Raw genomic sequence first — 19,876 nt, 5'->3', positions numbered from 1 at the left:
ATATACAGTTTAATCGAGAAGAGTTAAAATAGTCACTATTGAAGTGTATTTTCCCCGTATGAATGCACAGAATTCAGACAAGCTTCAGGAAATGATGCTAATTCATACCAAAAGCGATGAAAAAAGCAGCAAACGGCTTCGTTCAACTCTTTTTGTGATTCATTTATCTGTCAGCTTGTTAGACTTGCACATGAGCACTATTCCCGGTCATCCGGGACCAAATAGGGAGACATTGGATGCATAAGATTTATGCCATTATCGCGCTGCTGTTTCTTGCCGGCTGTTCAACAACAGAAAGCACTTATACTAACAGTCAGTGTGTTGGCGCAATGACCACCCAGGAAGCCTACGGCCACCTCGACCCGAACCGTTACACTATTCAGGTTCTGGCGTTGAGCGAAGAGCGTGACATCCGCGACTATATTCGCGAAATCAAAGGCCAGGCTCCTATCTGGGTAAATTGGAAACACAGCCTCGGTAATCGCTGGTATGCGGTAATCTACGGTGATTTTGCAACGAAAGCTGAAGCCAAACGCGCCATTGATACATTACCGGTTCGAATTCGCCAACAAGGACCATTTGTTCGCAGTTTTGCCGAAGTACAAAACGACAAACAAACTGATGTTTTCCGTATGCGATAACACTTTTGTATGTACTAAAATCTGACGGAATACGCAGATCAAAAAAGCCGGAGTTCGCTCCGGCTTTTTTATATTCCCTTTTTCTTCTTGGCTATATCCATCTGCCTGACAGCTAAATTGATAATGCAGAACCACTTGAGTTACCTGATTCCATCCCATTCCCGGCGAATTGTTTTTTGAGTTTCGCCAGATGTCTGAACAACAGGAGCACCAACATAACTCCGGTTGCCGCCAGACCGATTCCAAGTCCAGCCCAAACACCTCTTAGTCCCATGATATTCATCAGAGCCCAGGACGACGGTAAACCAATCAACCAATAACCTATCACAGTTGAAATTGTCGGTGCCGTTACCACCTTCATTCCGCGCAGAATACTAATTGCCGCCAGTTGCCATGCATCAACCACAAAACACATCGCCACAATAACCATGACTCCAGGTAACGCAGCAACAAGCTCAGAGGCAAGCACATCACCTTCAACGCTGAATACTGTTGTCAGGAATTCAGGCCAGATACTCACCAGCAAGCCGATTACAGCACTGGTTGCTGTCACTGTCACCAGTCCTTGAATCGCATAACGACGAACTAAATCCGATTCTTTACTGCCGACATGCTGACTGACCAGAATCGAAGCGGCCTGAGAAAAACCAAACGCGATGTTCCATGAAAAGTTAAGGCATTGCAACGCGATCTGGTGAATAGCCAGTGATACTGCGCCCAATGTTCCGGCCAGCAATGCAGCACCGGAAATCAACGCATATTCAAGCAAGGTTGCAATCATGATTGGCACACCAATCTTCAGCAGCGGAATCATGGCGCTGAGTTGATACTCTTCCAGCTTCTCGAACGGATTGTACTTTCTGTATTTAGCGTGATTAAACACCCAGTAACCATAACCCAGCATCACCAGAAAAGCCGCCAGAGCGGTTCCGTAACCAAGGCCAGCCAGGCCCATCCCCCAATGGAAAGCAAACAGATAATTTAGCGGTACATTCAGTACAACAGTCACAATCGACATAATCATCACTGAACGGGTATCGCCAAATGCACTGACCAGACTACGCAATACCAACAGCATCAAGCTCGGCAGCATTGACCATTTAAGTGCATCAAGATATTCAACAGCCAAAGTTACCGCTTGTGGATCCTGATCGGCTACCAGCAGAAGATCGTGCATCATCAAAAAGACAGGCTGGAGCAACAGAGTCAAAATAACAGCAAGCAAAATACCGCCCTTAAGTGATGAGCGGACTTCAGTATCACCTTTTTCCGGATGAGTAATTCGCTTACCAAACGCAATCGCAATCAAATTCGCCACACAGCCGACTGTACTGCCTGCAATAATAAACACGATCGAGTAAACCGCAGCACCTAAGCCACCTCCGGCAATGGCTAAGATACTTAATTGAGCCATCATCCAGACATCGGTAAACACAAGTAATTGTGCAACCAGCTGCGAAATAATCAGCGGAACAGCCAGGCTGATCAGTTTTTTCATATATTCCCCTTTTGTTATTAGGGTAATTTATGAATTATCCCATTGAGTTTCAAACAACTTTTATGGCACCCTTGCATTCCAAAAACTCATGCAAAAAGGGAAATGACTCATGAAATACCGACACTCTCTGCTGCCATCATCCCTGAACGGACTTCGGGTATTTGAAGCTGCTGCCCGGCATTTGAGTTTTACCCAGGCTGCTACCGAGTTGAATGTGACGCAAAGTGCTGTCAGCCGACAAATCCGTCAGCTAGAAGATCATCTTGGTTTTCCGTTATTTATCCGTCAGCACAGAAGCCTTACCCTAACTGGCGAAGGCAAGGAAATTGCTCTGCTGTTAACTCGCCAATACAGCGATTTAAACGGCATGATCCGCCAATTGAAAACAAAAGAAAATGCTCCGTTACGGGTTAAAGTGGCAATGAGTTTCGGTGTGAGGTGGCTGATCCCTCGCTTGCATTCCTTTAAGGAACAGTACCCGTCACTGGATATCGTACTGACTTCCGTTCTGGGTTTTGAGGACACGGCACTAAGGTTGGATGATGACGACTATGACGTTGCTATTTACGGTTTACATCGCGATCCCAAAAGCCAGTACCATAAGAATATGCTGCGAAAAGAGTACCTGGCTCCGGTATATTCAGAACTGCTGACCAAAACCGACAAAGCTATCAGTGTCGATGAATTACTGACTTATCCGCGACTACACCCGACCCCAGATCGTTCAGACTGGCGCGAATGGTTAAAGCGAAACCATAAGTCGGAGTTAATGAATAACTCAGGGCTTACGTTTGATACGCTGGACATGGCGCTGACATCCTGTTTTGCCGGGCAAGGCGTAACCATAACTGACCTGATGTTAGTCGTGCATGAACTGAAACAGGGCTATCTCAAGCTTCCCCGCTCGGCGACAATTATCGACAGCCCGTGGCAGTACTACTATCACTGCCAGCTTGAAAGTGACGCCGTCACAAACTTTATCACTTGGTTGACTGAACAGCTTGAAACCGAACAGGCTGAAATGTTCGAAATGGCAAAACAAAAAGGCTGGCAGATCATTGAGAATCAGAATTAAACTGACGAATCTGCTGAAATTTAATCAAGAGATTTAATCAGCTCAGGCACTAATTCAAACAGGTCGCCCACCAAGCCATAGTCTGCAATCTGGAAAATAGGCGCATCCGGATCACTGTTAATTGCCACAATGACTTTTGAATCTTTCATGCCCGCCAAATGTTGAATCGCGCCTGATATCCCGATGGCAATATAAAGCTCAGGCGCGACAATCTTACCCGTCTGACCGACCTGCAAATCATTGGAAACAAATCCGGCATCGACGGCTGCCCGCGATGCGCCAATAGCTCCACCGAGTTTATCTGCAAGCGTTTCTACCATCGCAAAACCTTCCTTACTACCAAGCCCACGGCCTCCGGACACTACAACCCGCGCCGCAGCCAGCTCAGGTCTTTCACTTTCTGGAGTCTGCCTGCTGACAAACTCCGATAAATCTGATGGGATCACCTTATTCAGCTCAAGAATTTCAGCCTGACTGTCTCCAGCTTGTGCGGCATCAAAAGCGGCACTACGAATGGTGATCACCTTTATCGAATCTTCCGACTTCACCTGCGCTAATGCATTTCCCGCATAGATCGGCCTGATAACTGTATCCGGGCTCTGAATCTCAATCACATCTGATAACTGACCGACATCCAATAGTGCTGCTACTCGGGGCATCAGGTTCTTACCGAATGTGGTGGCAGCCGCAAGAATATGGCTGTAATGCGCTGCAATTTCCACAATAAGCTCAGCCACGTTTTCTGCCAATTGATATTCATAAACCGGCTCATCTGCCAACAAAACGTTATCAACACCTTTTACTTGGCTCAGCTCATCCGCTACAAAACGGCAGTTCTTTCCAACGATCAAAACAGTCACGGTTGAATCAATCGACAGCCCCGCCTGAATCGCCTTCAACGTATCCTGAGCGACAACCTGATTATTGTGCTCTGCAATAATTAACGTCGCCATCAGATCACCTTTGCTTCGTTTTTCAGCTTATCAACCAGCTCAGCAACCGAGCCGATCCGCATTCCCGCCTGACGCTGAGGAGGTGGCGTTATCGCCAATATTTGCTGGTGATGACTAATCCCGACACCCAGCTCATCAGGGGTGATAACCTGCATAGATTTCTTCTTGGCTTTCATGATGTTAGGCAAAGAGGCATAGCGAGGTTCATTGAGGCGCAAATCTGTGCTGATAATGGCTGGAAGTGTTAGTTTTAATGTCTCCAGGCCGCCATCAACCTCACGGGTTACCGTTACGCCGTCACCTTCAATGCTAAGCATTGACGCAAATGTACCCTGCGAACACTGGGTAAGCGCAGCTAACATTTGGGCAACCTGATTATTATCAGAATCAATGGATTGCTTACCGAGAAGAACCAGTGATGGCTGTTCCTGTTTCATCACAGCACGAAGCAATTTTGCAACAGTCAGCGGTTCAAGATGGGATTCTGTATCTATGTGAATGGCTCTGTCTGCTCCCAAAGCCAGTGCTGTTCTCAATTGCTCCTGACAGCTTGTCTCTCCGGCAGAAAGGACAATAATTTCGTCTGCATAACCGGCTTCTTTCAGCCGAACAGCTTCTTCAACCGCGATTTCACAAAAAGGGTTCATGGCCATTTTGACATTGTTGGTTTCAACGCCCGAACCATCACTTTTCACGCGGATTTTGACATAAGGATCGATGACCCGTTTTATAGCTACCAATACTTTCACAATGCATTCCTTTTTAAACAAAGATGCAGCCCGGGCAACTACACTTTGAGCCTAGTTGAATTTACGTTTACGTCAACTGGACTATATTTAGCTGTATCTGTCATGGCTCGATAATTGTTTTCGGGAAGGTAGGCATGGAAAGAGAAAGCATGGAGTTTGATGTGGTGATCGTGGGAGCAGGTCCTGCGGGACTCTCTGCAGCGTGTCGGCTCATGCAATTGGCTCAGGAGCAGAATCAGGCCTTGTCTGTTTGTGTGGTAGAAAAAGGGGCTCAGGTCGGAGCGCATATTTTATCCGGTGCCCTCTTCGAGCATCGTTCGCTGGATGAGCTGTTTCCAGACTGGGAAAGACTGAATGCTCCGCTCCATACCGCAGTATCCGAAGAAAAGTTCTGCATGCTGACCAATCAGAGTAACTATCTGAGTATTCCCGAAGAAATCACGCCAAAGCCAATGCTGAATGACGGTAATTTTGTTATCAGCCTTGGAAATTTCTGCCGTTGGCTTGGTGAGCGGGCCGAAGATCTGGGAGTGGAAATATTCCCCGGCTTTGCCGCCGCTGAAATCCTTTATACCAAACAGGGGGCTGTTGCCGGGATCGCTACCGCTGATATGGGGCTCGACAAAGACGGCAACCCGAAAAACAACTATGAACCCGGTATCGATCTTAAAGCAAAATACACCATTTTTGCAGAAGGTGCCCGTGGCCACCTGGGCAAACAGCTTATCGGGAGATTCCAGCTTGATCATGATAAAGATCCCCAGCACTACGCTCTCGGAATCAAAGAGTTGTGGGAAATTCCACCGGACCAACACAAACCCGGCTATGTTATTCACGGTATCGGCTGGCCGTTGAGCCAGTCAGATACGACTGGCGGCAGTTTTCTGTATCACCTTGAGAACAATCAGGTCGCAGTCGGACTGATTGTCGACCTCAATTATCACAATCCATATCTCAGCCCTTTTGACGAATTTCAGCGCATGAAACACCACCCGCTCTACCAGCAATATCTTCAGGGCGGCCACCGAATTTCTTATGGTGCCAGAGCAATAACCAAAGGCGGATATTCCTCTTTGCCCCGACAACAATTCCCGGGCGGTGTTTTAGCCGGATGCGATGCCGGAACACTCAATTTTGCCAAAATCAAAGGCAGCCATACCGCAATGAAATCCGGCATGCTGGCCGCCGAAGCGGTTTTTGCCGAAATCAAACAGGGATTTCATCAGACCATACCAGGCTATGAGCGTCTTTATGCTGAATCATGGCTCTATGATGAACTGTATGATTCCCGGAATTTTGGCTCACAAATTCATAAGTTCGGCAATCTGATTGGCGGCGCACTGGCCTCTCTCGAACATAACCTGTTCAACCACCATGTGAAATGGACAGTCAAAGACGAAAAAGCAGATCATGAATGCTTAAAGCCAGTTGAGAAATGTAAGCCAATCCCCTATCCCAAGCCTGACGGCCAACTGAGTTTCGATAAAGCATCGTCTGTTTACCTGTCTGCTACTCAGCATGAGGAAAACCAGCCCTGCCACCTGAAACTCAAAGATCCGGCTGTACCAATTGCTTCTCACTTACCGCTATACGACGAGCCAAGCCAGAGATACTGCCCGGCAGGTGTGTATGAAATCGTCACCATTAATGAGCAGCCGGTATTTCAGATTAATTCCAGCAATTGTATCCATTGCAAAGCATGTGACATCAAAGATCCATCGCAGAACCTCAATTGGGTACCACCTGAAGGTGGCGGCGGGCCGAACTATCCGAATATGTAGCTATACCAAACTGAATATCATAAAAAACGCCACCGCTGTTTATTAATAAACACTGCGATGGCGTTTCGTTTTTGCTTTGGATAGAAAGATTAAATCAGCGAACGAGATTTTTCAGCCAGAGACCACGCCTCATCCGGCGGATAAACAATCCGGCCTTAAACACTTCTTCCAGAGATATACCGATAAAAGCACCTATCAGGCCCCAGTCGCACCAGATACCAAGGATGAAACTGGCCGGAGCGCCAACCACGATAAAACTGACCAAAGTGATGTTCATTACTGCTTTGGCATCACCTCCGGCTCTCAGTAACCCCGGGATCACTGAGTTGACAGAAGTGAAATACAGCGAGAACGCCAGAACCCAAATACAGACATAAGCCAGCTCGTAAGTTTCAGTCTGAATCTTATACAGCCCCAACAGCGGATGTGCCAACAACAGCAAGAGCACAACCGGAATAGTCATAATCGCCAACCCAGCCATAATGGCACTGTTCGCACAAGCCTGCGCCTGACGGAACTTGCCTGCTCCCAGTAACTTACCGATATGAATCGCCGTTGCCTGCTGCAAGCCGCCGACCGGCAACATAAACAGTCCCTTAAAGGTTCGGATAATGGCATACCCGGCATAAGCGACAGCACCGACAGAGTTCATCAGCACGGTGTAAAACACACGAGCCCCCTGCCAATAAAAGCCATCAATCGTATTCGGATACCCGAGCTCAATGATTTTTTTCAGGTATTCCCGGTTCGGCGTTAATAAGTTCGCAATGTTGTACTGGCGCATAAGAAAGACCAGTAGAACAAAACTTTGCCCAGCACTGGCAATCAAAGTTGCAAAGGCGGCACCTCGCAAACCTAAAGGGGTAAACAATGGCTCAGCAATACCCGGTAGTTTCAGGCCGAAAATCAGAATGTAGTTACCGGCGAAATTGACCACATTGAAAAAGACAGAGACCTTAACCGGTGTTTTCGTATCACCAGATGCATTAAATACCGCAGAAACCATCTGTGAAAGTAACATGCAAGGTACTGCAAAAGCGACAATGCGCAGATAACTCCCTGCAATTTCAGGCACGGCGGACCACTCTCCCCACGGTTGAAAGATGTCCGTAGTCAGAATCGCAATCAGCTCTTCAGCAAAAAAGTAGAAGATTCCCCCCAGTAATAATCCGCACAGCCAGCCTGTTGAGATCATACTCTGTGCGACATGCACCAGCTTATGCGATTGATTCGCCCCAGAATACTGGGAAATCAAAATACTGCCCCCAGTCGACAGCGCAGCAAACAACAGGAAGCTGAATGAGAGAAGCTGACTCGAGTTACCCAAGCCTGAAATTGCACCTTCTCCCAGCTGGCCGATCATCAGAGAATCCACAAACCCCATCAGAGTGAACAGAATTCCCTGAATCATAATTGGCAATGCCAGCCGGATAATAGGAAGCGCCAGATTTGGCCTTACATGCCGGGTACTATTTTGAATCAAGTTCATCGACTACTCGCTTGATAACTGATTGCAAACCTTGCGCATCCTTGTCGCCTCGGGATAGCTCCCATTCAAACCACTCTAAATGTTCAAGGCACTCTTCTTCGCTGTTGGTTAACTCGAAGAAGCGAACAATATAAAGCGGTACTGCCTTAACAAAGAGATGAACAAAAGAAAGTTCCTGCGCCGAAAGTGAAGTTGATTTCCGATATTCACTAATTACCATCCGCCAGATCTTAGATAATATCTCGACAGCTTCATCTTCAGCTAACTCAAAATCATCAGAGTCCAACTCTTTACGGCTATATCTTTTCTTCAATTCACGGAAAAAGAATATCCGGCTACTCCAGAAAATATCAGCCAGACGATAGTCATAACGGGAAAAATCGAAATCTATTACCTGAGTGAAATTTCCTTCCTGATCATAAAAAAGATTAAAGCAATGCAAATCACCATGGATATAGCACTTTTCAAGCACAGATAAATCCAGCGTCGATATTTCATCTTCAAGCTTATTAAGCAAGGCAAAATACTGTGGTAATAGCTCCGCCATTTTAGCCACAGAGGCTCTCGACTTATCTGCTACCTCAATTTGCTGTTGAAGGCCCGATAACCAATTGCGGCAAGCTTGCATATCAAGAAAGCCAACCCGTAATCCCGGATAAGGTTCATCAAAGTTTTTGGTGGCTTTGTGAAAATCAGCTAATGCTCGTACCGTCTCCTTATGTGCTTTGTCCGGAATATCACTTGACCAGTTATATGTCATATCCGGAATAAATTCGGTCATCACATAAAACTGCCCATCGAACTCTAGGAACGGGTTGCCGTTTTTATCTTTTATAATGGCTGGCGTCGGGCAGCCATTACGATTCAAGTGATCAATCAAAGCCACTTCATTCGTGATTAATTCTCGGGTATTGCTTTTAAAGCAGTTCTTAAGAACGTATTTCCCCTCTTTGGTCGGCACAATAAACACTTCATTGGCCATACCGAAATAACACAGAGTAACATTGTCATTCGGGTATTTTTGATAGGCGTCTAATACAAATTGTAAACGCCGCTGTACTGGTTCTGCTGACATTATTGTTATTATTCCTGATATCAGATAAACGGGACTCAGCCCAAACAATTCACTTCTCTTCACTTAACACTAAGAAGTAAACAACGGGACAAATTAGAAGGTTAATGGTTAAAAAATAAGAGTTATTACTAGAGAATGGTGTCGCTTGAACAATGAGGAACACTTTCAAACAGACCGAAGAAGAATAACAACAGCTCGGATCTACATAACGTGATTGCTTTCACAGTTATGCCTGATTTATTTGATAAATCAGGCATTATTGTTTGTCAAAATGAATATTAATGGAACCTGATGGCTAAATTGGCAATTTTATAGTTAATAACCTATTTACACTCATCCTTTATCCAGTTCAGATAATCCGTAAATCCAGCTGTTACCGGCATCTGAATAATCTCTGGAGTGTCATAATCATGGTTAGCGAGGATATCGGCTTCAACCTGATCATAAAGTGATGTTTTGGTTTTAATCATCACTAATTTTTCATGATCAAAATTCACCTTTCCTTCCCAGTGGTAGTAACTCTCAACAGCTTGTACCTGAACACAAGCGGCAAGGCGTTTTTCAATCAGAGAATTAATAATTTTCTTACCAATTGCTTTATTCGCAAAGGTCGTCATGACCACACAATATTCATGTTCCATTGTCATTGTTATTTCTCTTATCTACCCGTAACCGTCTAATTATAAACCAAAAAGGGAGCAATAAAGCCCCCTTGATTCAGATTTGTTATGATTTTAATGGCACTTAGAGACCATAATCTTCTGTGGCTGACCGTCAGAACTGAACTCCAAACTCCAGACATAACGCCCGGCCTCAGGAATAGTTACTGCAGTATCTTTGCCGTAACCACCACGTGCTAACTTCCCTTTTTCACCCGGTTTCAATGACAGGCCGTCAGCTGTGAACTGAGGAGACCAGTCTTTACTCGCATACTGCATTCGGTAAGCGCCGGCTTTTTCTTCTTTCACTACCTGATAGACATTGCTGCCTTTATATTCAAAAGCCCGGGCTGGCTTATGCTTCCAGCCGGAATCGGCGAAGTCACCGACAACATACAAGGTTTCGTTTACCGGACCTACGCCTTCAACGGTCGGATTATCGCACTGAGCCATGAAACCTTCTCCAACCAGAGAAACTGCTGCAGCTTCTTTCACTTTCACTCCGGCGGCCGACGGGGTTTCAATTTTCAGGAAGCGAGCTTCAAACGCAGTCATCGGAATATAATATTTGCCGTCCTGCATTTTGAATTTATCGCCGGACATCAAATCGATTAACATGCCTTCAGAACCAATATCAGCACCATCTAACGGAATGATGTCAGCCCTTGACGTCGTGCTGACCATATACAGCAGCGCTTCATTGTCTGCTTGCTTGTGATCAACATAAATCGCATCCGTTGCCATCACATTAGTACGCTTGCCGCTTGATAATGCAGGATGACCCGCACGAAGCGTCATTAGCTCTGAAACATAATCCCGCAGCTCTGCCTGATGCTTATTCAGCGACACTGTCACACCATCAATTTTAGCGCTTGAACGAGCCACATGATCATCACACAAACCTTTGACTGCACAGTCCTGCTCTACCTTCGCAGCATAGTTTTCTACCTGATCACCAATTTCTTCACCGTAATACATGGTAATCGGTCCGGTATAAGCAGCCAGGAATGAGATAGCAGCTTTGTTGCGTAGCCAGTATTCAGCATCCTGTGGTGAAGCAATCCCACCTCGTTGAAGCAGATCCCCTAGTCTTACTAAGTCATGGTTACCCAACATCAGGTTTGGTTTGGCATGACCCGGATACAACTTATGTAAATCCATCCCTTCTGCCAGCCACTCACCGCCTTTACCACCAACAGCGTTCTCGTTAGCCGCAAATGTTTCTACAACACGGTAACGCATCGGGAAATCAAAAGCAGAGCACAGCGCCGGATCACCTTGTGGGCCATAACCAGTTTCATTGATGTAGTTTTGGTTATTCCAAATCTCTGCCACCATGTAACCCATCGGGTTCACTGTTTCACCTTTGGCATTGGTGTAAGTGACAGACTTAGAAGCTTCATCAACACTCTTACGGAGCTCTTTCCAAGCGTCAGTTGGCACCTGATACGCCTGATCCAGACGCCAGCCATCAATCTTCAGCTCTTTAATCCAATATGTCGCAACTTCTTTATAGAACTCAAGGCTTTCCGGGTAGCTCACCGGATTGTTTTCTCCCACTGGCAAACGTCCCTGTGGAGAAGGCACTACATTACCTTTATGGTGACCGAATACACCATCAAAGAAGACGTAAAGTCCTTTCTCATGTGCCTTTTCTACCAATTCGCGGGCTTTATCCATAGTGCCGAAGCGCGGATCAATCGCAAAATAGTTACTGGCGAAATAACCGGTTGCATCTAAACGGTCTGCCCAGTGATCTTGACCTTCCACAGGAACAGAATTAAAAATCGGTGTCAGCCAGATTGCATTCATCCCCAATGACTGGATGTAATCCAGGGAATCAATCACACCCTGTAAGTCACCTTTATGGTGGCTTGTACCATAGCCGGTACCATGGCCAATGGCGTCATCACCATTAACAAAGCTCTCAACCATAATCTGATAAATACGCAAATCATCAGCCTGCGCAGTCATAGCGGCATCACAGGCATAAACAGGGGTTTCAGAAGAGGGTAATGAACCGGAACTGCCGCATGCCGAAAGCGATGCAGCAATAGCCAGGGCCAGACAGGATTTGATGTTCCTTGTAATCACGATGGTCTCCTTGAGTTTTCTTTTTATAAGGTACATTTGTGATTATTAATGACTTACAACTCAAAGAGACCATCCCCCGCCAGAGGCTAACCCGGCGTAGACGGGGGGAGTAGATACGATCGTTGATTTTAGTGACCGGAAATGACCATTCAGAAAGATTCAGCTAGCCACAAAATGAGATTGGGCGCTGATTTTTAATCAGCCATTAGCATAAACTAAACGAGCTGACTGTTATACGCATCATAAATACATTGCAATGAAATCAGTCTGGTACGTGTTCGTGAGGGTAACCACAATTTAAGAAAAAACAGATAACTTCAAAAAAAATGGCTCCTGAAAAGCCGTACAACGTTTTAAACCCGATTTTGACTTACTGCAATTCTGGCAGCAAGACCAATCAACAAAAAACCGGAAGCACCTTCCATCACCCGGCTAAAGGCAGGAGCTTTAGCACTCTGGAATACCCAGTTACCAAGCAAGGCATAAGCCGCATTACAGCATGTTGCCAACGTACAGAACAACAAACCAAGAACCAATAGCTGATAAGATGCGGAAGCAGATGAGGTATCTACAAACTGTGGCAGAAAAGACAGGAAGAACATTGCGACTTTCGGATTCAGCACACTAACGATGACCCCCTGCCGGAACACATTAGCGGGTGCATCGGATTCCTGCTCTGGCAGGTTCATTTTTGATTTGCCCCTGATGAAATTAAGCAGTGATGATATCCCCAGATACAGCAAGTATATCGCTCCCAGAAATTTCACCGCCAGAAAGGCATAGGCCGAGCTTAAAATCAGAGCCGACAAACCAAACACCGCTGCAAGAGTATGGAAAATATATCCTACACCCAATCCTAGTGCAGCCTGAGTGCCCGCAGAAGCTTTCCCTCTCATGGTGTTAGAGACTATATAAATCACATCCGGACCGGGAATCAGATTTATAGACAGAGAGGCTACCGCAAACAACACCAGAGTATGAATTTCCATTGAACCGTTTTCCATAAAAGTATTTCAGGCGGCTAATTATCAAACTAACAGCTCCAAATGAAAAGAATTCCGTCATGCTCTTTTTTCAAAACGAATTCTCACTGCTACAATAGCATCATCTCAACTTTTGGTTATATAAAAATGGAACAAAAACAGTTCGAAACCCTGATCAAGTCGCTTTGCGAGAAGGAAAGCTTGCCTCAGGTTTTAGATGCACTTAAAGCTTGTGAAGATAAAGATATCGCCGAAGCAGCTGAATCGCTGACAGGTCAGTTCCAACTGGCTGAAATCGAAGGCGAGCGTCGTATTTACCACGTTTCTATGCAAGAAAACGATGAAGGCGAAGAGCAGGAATACGCTGAGTGGATCATGAATGACGGTGACGATGTAATTAAATTCGTTGCTTGGTTCTTCTTCGATATGTTTGAAATCAAACAAAAAGATATCTACCAGACTGCGGGACGAACTTACCAGCAGCCAAAACGCAAATAAGCCTCACGGCTATAATAAATGCTCTGGCCTTACAGCGCACTAAAGCAAAAAATGCCAGTTCTTAACTGGCATTTTTTATGTGAACATCAAAACCATCATGAATCAAAAATAAAGCGCTAAGGCTCTGACTGCTGGGTGGTTTGCTCAAAAGCTATGATCCTGTCTACAATCCAGCTTACTGCTAAATAAATTACGAAAAACACCCCTATCCCAACCACAGCTTTCATCGCATCAATTGGTGCAGATAGCCAACTATAATCTAAGCTGATGGCACTCCTTAAGGCCCAAGCCAGTACTGCGGTAATCAAAAGTATAACAACCTCTTTCACCGGTACCTCCTTCGTGGTCCGAACAATATGTTCTGTATATGCCTACGGGTAACGTTTGATTCCACTATAAGTAATAATCAAACCTCAAACTGTGAGAATACGGGGCATCTCAGATAATTTTCTTATCTTTCAAGCCAAGAGTTACATACAACAAGGCACAGCCTGCTAATTTATAACTATTATTTACTATGCAGTCGTTTGACACTTGTCACGCGCTTCGGCTCAGCAGCCATTGTTTGATAGCGGTAATTTTAGTCATACCAGCAGGAGACAAATGATGAAATACAAGATTGTCTGCGATAAACATGAGTTTGAGTTTGAAAAAAAAGTTAATGATTTGCTTGATGATGGGTGGAAGCTCTACGGTGAGATCGTTGTTAACCTGGTCACTGCTGACGGGGATGTCACATGCTGGTATACCCAGTCGATGATGAAAGATGATTAAATAACCCCGGACTGCAAAGCTTGCGTAGGCCAAGAAAAGCCCAAGCATTGCAGTCCACATCAACCAGAAGGTTTTTATGTCTGTCTATACCATAATCCTGGAATACGACGGCGCTACTTACATAACACAGGTTGAGGCCAGTGATGTCCAGACCGCTATGCGGGCCTGGTCTGATGAACAGGATATTTATGCTATCGACGGATTCCCATTGAATGAGGCAGACAGAATTTTAACGAGCCTGGCCGAACAGACTCCCACTCCGGTGAATAAATTAACTAACGTGTGGAGCGTTACTTTCGTCGTCGGTCACGACCTGGCTATTCTGCACCTCATCAAGACTGAAGCTAAACTGGATAGCTAACCTTAAGCTCTCAGACTTCTTGTTCTGTCAGGATGCAACCTCAACCAAACGTTGCTTTAGGTGGTCATGAGCACTGTCAGAAATATCGTTGCCGTAAGGAACGCGGTTAAGGTTATGTGCCGCTACCATGGTTGAGCCCGAACCAAAGAACGGATCAGCAACCACTTCACCTTCGGTACTACTTTGCTCAATCAAGGTTTCCAGTAGTGCAACTGGCTTTTCTGTCGGATAACCGCGATAAACCCGCTTCTCTTCAAGGATATCCGGGATACCAAGGTTATTGAGTTTCCGCTTGCCCTTTTCAAAGAACAGAATGAACTCATACCGGGCACGATAGTGATACCCCATGCCGATAGCCACTTTATCCCATACGATGGGTTTCCAGAATTTAAAGCCTACTTGTTCAGCAATCGGCTTAATGTAGAACATCGTTTCCTGATCGCAGAAAAGGTAAAAATGACTGTTTTTCTTCAGTACTCGGTAGACCTGAGTCAGTAATTCCTCAAAACGCTCATTGGGAAAAATTGAAAACCACTGGTTACTTGAACTTTTACTGTTCTTCAGGCGAGTTGTGGTACCAACCGCGCGGTGCTTTTCCAGAGATTCATATGGCGGATCCGTGATCAACAAATCCACACTTTCGTCAGGAAGGGATGACAACCAATCGACGGCATCTTGTTTATATAGCTGCATTGTTACCTAAATCTGCCAAGTCCAATCCGGGCAGCTACGGGATCTGCCATCAAAATCGGTATCAAAGAATCGGGCTGAGAGTTGTATCAAATCTGATGTGAAATGGATAGTCGCATAGCAATTTAACGTTTCATAACCCTGCCACACCGACTATTTCGCGCAGAATATAACCTGTAAGGTATGCAAGCCCTGCCGCTGCTCCGCCAGTCAGTAAGGTACGTAACCCTGCCATAATTGCAGGCTGACCGAAGACGAGACTTTTCAAGACGCCGATCAGGAAAAACATCAATGCAGCAAGCCCGGCACTGATAAAGAACTGCTGAGATAAAGGCAACGACATCATCAGAAACGGTAACAGAGGAACGGTTCCTATCACTACAAAAGCAGCGAAAGTAACGCCGGCAGAAACCCACGGATTGGTTAACGTTTTATGGATACCGTGCTCTTCCGTCAGCATGGTTTCAACCCAAAGCTTTTTGTCGTCGGTAAGAGTTTCTACAATTGCTTCAAGAATTTCTCCGTCAAACCCCTTCTGACGGAATATCTGCCGGATTTCTTCCCGCTCACCATCAGGCACTTCATCAATGTGAAACTCTTCCATTTGACGGAGGCTGTCAGCATATTCCTGCTGTGCTTTGTTTGATTCATAATTGCTGATTGCCATACTGAACCCGTCTGCCACCAGATTGGCAAAACCAAGGATCAGTGCTACTCCGGCAGGAAATCCGGCCCCTACCGCTCCAGATACGACAGCAAAGGTAGTCACACAACCGTCTATACCACCAAGAACCGCATCCGAGATGTTCTGTGATTTCGGAGACTGCTGAAGACGCTCTCTAATCGCTTCTGGCTGATGATCCCGGTGAAGCTCTTCAATCTTAACCTTCTTCATGCAAAGGCTCCGTTATTCAACAACGCAATCTTAATCCACTAAACAATGTTATTTGCTGATTAAAGCACGCTTTAATAGTTGTTTGTTTTATCGATAAGCGAAGTAACCAATAATAATTCTAATTTCTATCCAGCAATCAACCAATTTATTGACCTATTCACATAAAACACTGTGATTTTTAGGTAAAGTGGGTCTACTTCATTCCGACAGATAAAGATACTTATGAACATAATCAACGAAGAACGATTGATCCAACATTTTATCGAACTGATTAAAATCAACAGTGAGTCACGCAATGAAAAAGCCATTGCTGAAGCCCTTGCTGAGCAATTAGGTCAGATGGGTTTTGAAGTGGCTAAACTGCCTGTACCGGAAGAGATTTCGAATGGCTTTAATATCTACGCCAAACTTCCGGGTGAGCTTGAAGGTAGCATCCTGATGAGCTGCCACATGGATACAGTAACTCCGGGCAACGATATCGAACCTGTTATCAATGACGGAATTATCAGCTCAAAAGGTAACACTATCCTGGGTGGTGATGACAAATCCGGCATCGCTGCCATTATGGAAGCGGTGCGTTGCATTAAAGCTCAGAACCAGCCTCACAAAACGCTTGAACTGGCTTTCACTGTCCATGAAGAAGGCGGCCTGCACGGTTCGCAGCACTTCGACATGTCTTTCGTCAAATCGCAAAACGCGATTGTTCTGGATTCAGGCGGCGATATCGGCACCATTATCACTGTGGCACCTGGCCAGCAGAACCTGAAAATCAACATTACAGGTAAACCTGCTCACGCAGGTCTAGCACCTGAAGAAGGTATCAATGCCCTGACTGTGGCTGCTGATGCTATCAGCCAAATGAACCTGTCACGTATCGACAGCGAAACAACAGCGAACATCGGTGTGGTTAAAGGCGGTCAGGCAACCAACATTGTAATGCCGGCTCTGTACCTTGAAGCTGAAGCGCGTTCTTTGGACGATGACAAGCTGGCAGCTCAGGTTGAGCACATGGTTAGCACATTTGAAACGGTTGCAGCTAAGCACGGTGCGGAAATCGACATCAAATCTACCCGCGCTTACAACGCTTACCGCATTGATGACGCTGATCCGTTCATCGAAAACGTCAAAGCAGCATTCATTGCTAACGGTGTTGAGCCTCAGACAAAATCAACCGGTGGCGGTAGTGATGCCAACATCTTCAACGGTAAGGGCCTGAAAACCGTCAATATCTCTACCGGTATGGCAAAAGTTCACACTACTGAAGAGTTTATCAAAATTGCTGATATGGTAGGCGTAACTGAATTCCTTTACACCTACCTGACTAAGTAACTCTCAGTTCAGAGTTATTCATAGCAAAAACCGAGGGGCAATACCTCGGTTTTTTCTTCTTTAAATTAGCCTTTGCAAACAATCAGACGCATCACCGACTGTTATAAGTATCAGTCGTTTTCTGAGCATCTCTGCGACTGGTCAGTTTTCCGATCCACTTTTCAATCCGCTGATAATGTGAACCCTGCCAGTAGATTTTGTCACATCCGGAACAAACCCAGAATTTATCAAAATACTTCAGTGTATCTCTAGGAACATGTTGGGGATATCGCTCAATAAGCTCTTCTTTATCAATGGGCTGTAATTGCTGATTGCAGTGCGAACAGAGAGTGAAAGGGTGAAAACTGTTTTCCAGCTGTAACCGATTTATCACCTCAGTCAATTGCTTCCTGGTGTTGTGATTGCGAACCCAATAGCCATGAGTCACATTACTGAACTTAAAGATCCCCCTGTCCCTGGTCAGAATAATTCGCTTCTCTTTCAGGGAAAGATCGACAATTTCATCATCCAAAAAATCATTTCTGTACAGGGTATCAAATCCCAGTAAGCGCAGTTTCTGTGCCAGCCGTCCGAGGTTCACATCCACAATGAACTTTGTTTCCCTCAGAGGCTCAGCTCTCAAATGAATGACAGGTGAAATATCCAATGCTTCAAATACCGGATAAACAGAGATATGTTCACCACCACTGAGATTAAAATCGAAACCGACTGACTCACCATCGACTAATATCAGGTCAATTTCAGTATGGGGGACACCTATTGCTTCAACGGTATCTTTGACCGACGGCTTTCCGGTAAAAGAATAAGGAAAAAATATTTTGCGCTGCTCCTGTGGCAGAAAATCATTAAGCTCTTCGTAGAAACGAAAATAAGCGGTACGAAGAATTGGCGCGTGTTGATCGTCCTTCATCGGCTGACTCTTCATTCCGGGAATAGCCCCTGAAATTAATTATTGACCTCAGATCTTTGTAAGAGCCTAGTTCAGCGTTGGATAGCGGGCAAGATAAGCCCAAATGAAAACAGCAGGGATTCAATACCCCTGCTGTTTTTCTATTGTGTATTTAATTACCCTTTGATCGCCGTATAAAAACTGACATCAGCGACATTGGTTTCCGGATTATAGCTATGATAAAGCTCAAAACACGGACGATCGTCACATTCAAAACCAGAAGCAACAACCTGATCCATCAGCTCTTGCCAAAACTGAGCATACTGACTTTTTTCAGTCACAGTCTCACGAATCGTCGCATAGCTTCCGCCCGGTAACCCCATCAGTTCAATACCGTTTCCAACTTCAGTTCCTTCAGGAACAGTCAGGCAAATATCAGTCCGGCACTTATCGGCTGGCGTCACTTCAGGGTTATCATGATAAATAAACAAACATTGGCCATTCTGTAATCCATTCGCCCCGGCCCATTGGTACAGTTTGCCCGACGCCGGTTCATAATTTTCACCGTATGGTCCAGTCACACGGATATAAGCCAAATGGCGAGCGTTCAAAAGTTCTGTTTTCATCGTTTTCCTCCTATGTGGTTGTTGTCCAAAACTATAACCACCAGACGAATCCGTTGCGTGTCCTGTCTTGCGAAGCGTGTGTCCAATCTTGCTATTTTTAATCAGGTCAGAATATTCCGCGAGTGTGTTGCAGTTTCGGATGGCTGACGGTGTCACCCCGAAATAAATCCGAAAAGCCTTCGCCAAGCTCTGAGAACTTGAAAAACCATAATCAAGAGCAACTTCTGTAACACTGTGCTTTTTGTAAAACAAACACTGGGAGGCACTTGCAAGCTTAAGCCTGCGAATATAATCAGCCAAAGTCTCTCCGGTTACTGCCTTAAAAACCCGGTGAAAATGGTAAGGAGAAAGGCTGGCCATTTCAGCCACTTGCTGCAGGTTAACCGGCTCAGCATAGTGTTGTTCCAAATGGCGAATAACCGGAGTAAGCTTTTGTAAATAATCCATTATTTTTTGTTTTTACCTTTTCAATGTAATGCCGTTCTGCCGATTCTCAAACTCACCGAACACAGACAACCTCATATTAGCGACTAAGCTTATAGGGTGTTTTGCACTAATCCACAAACACTAAGGTTGGTCTATGTTCGATTGGCTAAAAAATATATTTTCTCACAAAACAGAAGAGACAGACGAAAATCTGATTGAGAAACAAAGAACTGAAGAAGAATCTATACGTGAAAGCAAACAAGAAAATATTGCAAGAGGGGCTTCCGACAAAGAAAATGAATGAGAAAACAAGCCAGCTCCGGCGACATCACGCCGCCGGAGTGAATATAACCAAACACATGAACTACGGTGCCTATTACTTATCCCTTCA

At 45.3% G+C, this 19,876-nt stretch carries 21 protein-coding genes; 8 read left to right on the top strand and 13 right to left on the bottom strand.

The window, feature by feature from the left end:
• The first annotated feature begins 236 nt into the window (after positions 1-236).
• On the top strand, positions 237-641 hold the full coding sequence (locus AACQ93_RS21060) for an SPOR domain-containing protein (protein ID WP_007465836.1): 405 nt from the start codon (positions 237-239) through the stop codon (positions 639-641).
• A 112-nt stretch (positions 642-753) separates the two neighbouring features.
• Here AACQ93_RS21060 and AACQ93_RS21055 read toward each other — a convergent pair whose 3' ends face one another.
• Complete coding sequence (locus AACQ93_RS21055) at positions 754-2,139, bottom strand: MATE family efflux transporter (protein WP_064608471.1); 1,386 nt, start codon at positions 2,137-2,139, stop codon at positions 754-756.
• Between the two features lie 109 nt (positions 2,140-2,248).
• On the opposite strand from AACQ93_RS21055, the gene AACQ93_RS21050 reads away from it, so the two are divergent.
• Positions 2,249-3,214: a LysR family transcriptional regulator gene (locus tag AACQ93_RS21050; protein ID WP_064608469.1), complete on the top strand. Its 966-nt coding sequence runs from the start codon at positions 2,249-2,251 to the stop codon at positions 3,212-3,214.
• 20 nt (positions 3,215-3,234) lie between these two features.
• Here AACQ93_RS21050 and AACQ93_RS21045 read toward each other — a convergent pair whose 3' ends face one another.
• Together AACQ93_RS21045 and AACQ93_RS21040 are read right to left on the bottom strand one after the other, a co-directional pair.
• Positions 3,235-4,167: an electron transfer flavoprotein subunit alpha/FixB family protein gene (locus AACQ93_RS21045; protein ID WP_064608467.1), complete on the bottom strand. Its 933-nt coding sequence runs from the start codon at positions 4,165-4,167 to the stop codon at positions 3,235-3,237.
• On the bottom strand, positions 4,167-4,916 hold the full coding sequence (locus tag AACQ93_RS21040) for an electron transfer flavoprotein subunit beta/FixA family protein (protein ID WP_064608466.1): 750 nt from the start codon (positions 4,914-4,916) through the stop codon (positions 4,167-4,169). The genes AACQ93_RS21045 and AACQ93_RS21040 overlap by 1 nt, the downstream gene beginning before the upstream one ends.
• A 134-nt stretch (positions 4,917-5,050) precedes the next feature.
• Between AACQ93_RS21040 and AACQ93_RS21035 the strand changes: the two genes are divergently transcribed.
• The gene (locus tag AACQ93_RS21035; protein WP_064608465.1) at positions 5,051-6,697 is read left to right on the top strand and encodes an electron transfer flavoprotein-ubiquinone oxidoreductase; all 1,647 of its coding nucleotides are present in this window, start codon (positions 5,051-5,053) and stop codon (positions 6,695-6,697) included.
• Positions 6,698-6,791: 94 nt separating this feature from the next.
• On the opposite strand, the gene AACQ93_RS21030 is transcribed toward AACQ93_RS21035, so the two are convergent.
• The 5 genes from AACQ93_RS21030 to AACQ93_RS21010 all read right to left on the bottom strand — a co-directional run bounded on the left by AACQ93_RS21030 (position 6,792) and on the right by AACQ93_RS21010 (position 13,003).
• Positions 6,792-8,186 (bottom strand): MATE family efflux transporter, encoded by a 1,395-nt coding sequence (locus AACQ93_RS21030; protein ID WP_157097619.1) that lies wholly within the window; start codon positions 8,184-8,186, stop codon positions 6,792-6,794.
• Positions 8,167-9,261 carry a phosphotransferase enzyme family protein gene (locus AACQ93_RS21025; protein WP_064608463.1) on the bottom strand — a complete coding sequence of 365 codons (1,095 nt, stop codon included), beginning with the start codon at positions 9,259-9,261 and terminating at the stop codon, positions 8,167-8,169. The genes AACQ93_RS21030 and AACQ93_RS21025 overlap by 20 nt, the downstream gene beginning before the upstream one ends.
• Positions 9,262-9,584: 323 nt before the next feature.
• Positions 9,585-9,908, bottom strand: a complete 324-nt coding sequence (cutA, locus tag AACQ93_RS21020; RefSeq protein ID WP_084419372.1) for a divalent-cation tolerance protein CutA — start codon at positions 9,906-9,908, stop codon at positions 9,585-9,587.
• Between the two features lie 87 nt (positions 9,909-9,995).
• Positions 9,996-12,050 (bottom strand): alpha-amylase family glycosyl hydrolase, encoded by a 2,055-nt coding sequence (locus tag AACQ93_RS21015; protein WP_064608461.1) that lies wholly within the window; start codon positions 12,048-12,050, stop codon positions 9,996-9,998.
• Between the two features lie 317 nt (positions 12,051-12,367).
• Positions 12,368-13,003, bottom strand: a complete 636-nt coding sequence (locus tag AACQ93_RS21010; RefSeq protein WP_064609656.1) for a LysE family translocator — start codon at positions 13,001-13,003, stop codon at positions 12,368-12,370.
• A gap of 141 nt (positions 13,004-13,144) precedes the next feature.
• Between AACQ93_RS21010 and AACQ93_RS21005 the strand changes: the two genes are divergently transcribed.
• A complete protein-coding gene (locus AACQ93_RS21005) occupies positions 13,145-13,495 on the top strand; it encodes a hypothetical protein (RefSeq protein WP_064609654.1) in 351 nt (116 codons plus the stop codon).
• Between the two features lie 116 nt (positions 13,496-13,611).
• Here the strand turns inward: AACQ93_RS21005 and AACQ93_RS21000 are convergent, their stop codons facing one another.
• The gene (locus AACQ93_RS21000) at positions 13,612-13,824 is read right to left on the bottom strand and encodes a hypothetical protein (RefSeq protein WP_064608458.1); all 213 of its coding nucleotides are present in this window, start codon (positions 13,822-13,824) and stop codon (positions 13,612-13,614) included.
• 274 nt (positions 13,825-14,098) lie between these two features.
• Between AACQ93_RS21000 and AACQ93_RS20995 the strand changes: the two genes are divergently transcribed.
• Both AACQ93_RS20995 and AACQ93_RS20990 read left to right on the top strand, forming a co-directional pair.
• On the top strand, positions 14,099-14,269 hold the full coding sequence (locus tag AACQ93_RS20995) for a DUF1737 domain-containing protein (protein ID WP_083882336.1): 171 nt from the start codon (positions 14,099-14,101) through the stop codon (positions 14,267-14,269).
• Between the two features lie 76 nt (positions 14,270-14,345).
• Complete coding sequence (locus tag AACQ93_RS20990; RefSeq protein WP_064608456.1) at positions 14,346-14,630, top strand: hypothetical protein; 285 nt, start codon at positions 14,346-14,348, stop codon at positions 14,628-14,630.
• A gap of 27 nt (positions 14,631-14,657) precedes the next feature.
• Here AACQ93_RS20990 and AACQ93_RS20985 read toward each other — a convergent pair whose 3' ends face one another.
• Together AACQ93_RS20985 and AACQ93_RS20980 are read right to left on the bottom strand one after the other, a co-directional pair.
• The gene (locus AACQ93_RS20985; RefSeq protein ID WP_007465869.1) at positions 14,658-15,323 is read right to left on the bottom strand and encodes a DNA-methyltransferase; all 666 of its coding nucleotides are present in this window, start codon (positions 15,321-15,323) and stop codon (positions 14,658-14,660) included.
• Positions 15,324-15,453: 130 nt separating this feature from the next.
• Positions 15,454-16,215, bottom strand: coding sequence for a VIT1/CCC1 transporter family protein (locus tag AACQ93_RS20980; protein ID WP_007465871.1), 762 nt, complete (start codon positions 16,213-16,215; stop codon positions 15,454-15,456).
• A 222-nt stretch (positions 16,216-16,437) separates the two neighbouring features.
• Here AACQ93_RS20980 and AACQ93_RS20975 point away from each other — a divergent pair, with 222 nt between their 5' ends.
• The gene (locus tag AACQ93_RS20975) at positions 16,438-17,544 is read left to right on the top strand and encodes a M20/M25/M40 family metallo-hydrolase (protein ID WP_064608454.1); all 1,107 of its coding nucleotides are present in this window, start codon (positions 16,438-16,440) and stop codon (positions 17,542-17,544) included.
• Positions 17,545-17,635: 91 nt separating this feature from the next.
• Here the strand turns inward: AACQ93_RS20975 and AACQ93_RS20970 are convergent, their stop codons facing one another.
• Both AACQ93_RS20970 and AACQ93_RS20965 read right to left on the bottom strand, forming a co-directional pair.
• The gene (locus tag AACQ93_RS20970; protein ID WP_232323375.1) at positions 17,636-18,454 is read right to left on the bottom strand and encodes a Mut7-C ubiquitin/RNAse domain-containing protein; all 819 of its coding nucleotides are present in this window, start codon (positions 18,452-18,454) and stop codon (positions 17,636-17,638) included.
• A 155-nt stretch (positions 18,455-18,609) separates the two neighbouring features.
• Complete coding sequence (locus AACQ93_RS20965; RefSeq protein WP_007465877.1) at positions 18,610-19,506, bottom strand: AraC family transcriptional regulator; 897 nt, start codon at positions 19,504-19,506, stop codon at positions 18,610-18,612.
• Between the two features lie 133 nt (positions 19,507-19,639).
• Here AACQ93_RS20965 and AACQ93_RS20960 point away from each other — a divergent pair, with 133 nt between their 5' ends.
• The gene (locus AACQ93_RS20960) at positions 19,640-19,789 is read left to right on the top strand and encodes a hypothetical protein (RefSeq protein WP_157097618.1); all 150 of its coding nucleotides are present in this window, start codon (positions 19,640-19,642) and stop codon (positions 19,787-19,789) included.
• Positions 19,790-19,876: the final 87 nt, after the last annotated feature.

Source organism: Photobacterium sp. J15 (assembly GCF_963870815.1).
In the GTDB taxonomy this organism is placed as follows: Bacteria; Pseudomonadota; Gammaproteobacteria; order Enterobacterales; family Vibrionaceae; genus Photobacterium; species Photobacterium marinum.
This window is presented reverse-complemented; position numbering and strand designations above follow the sequence as displayed.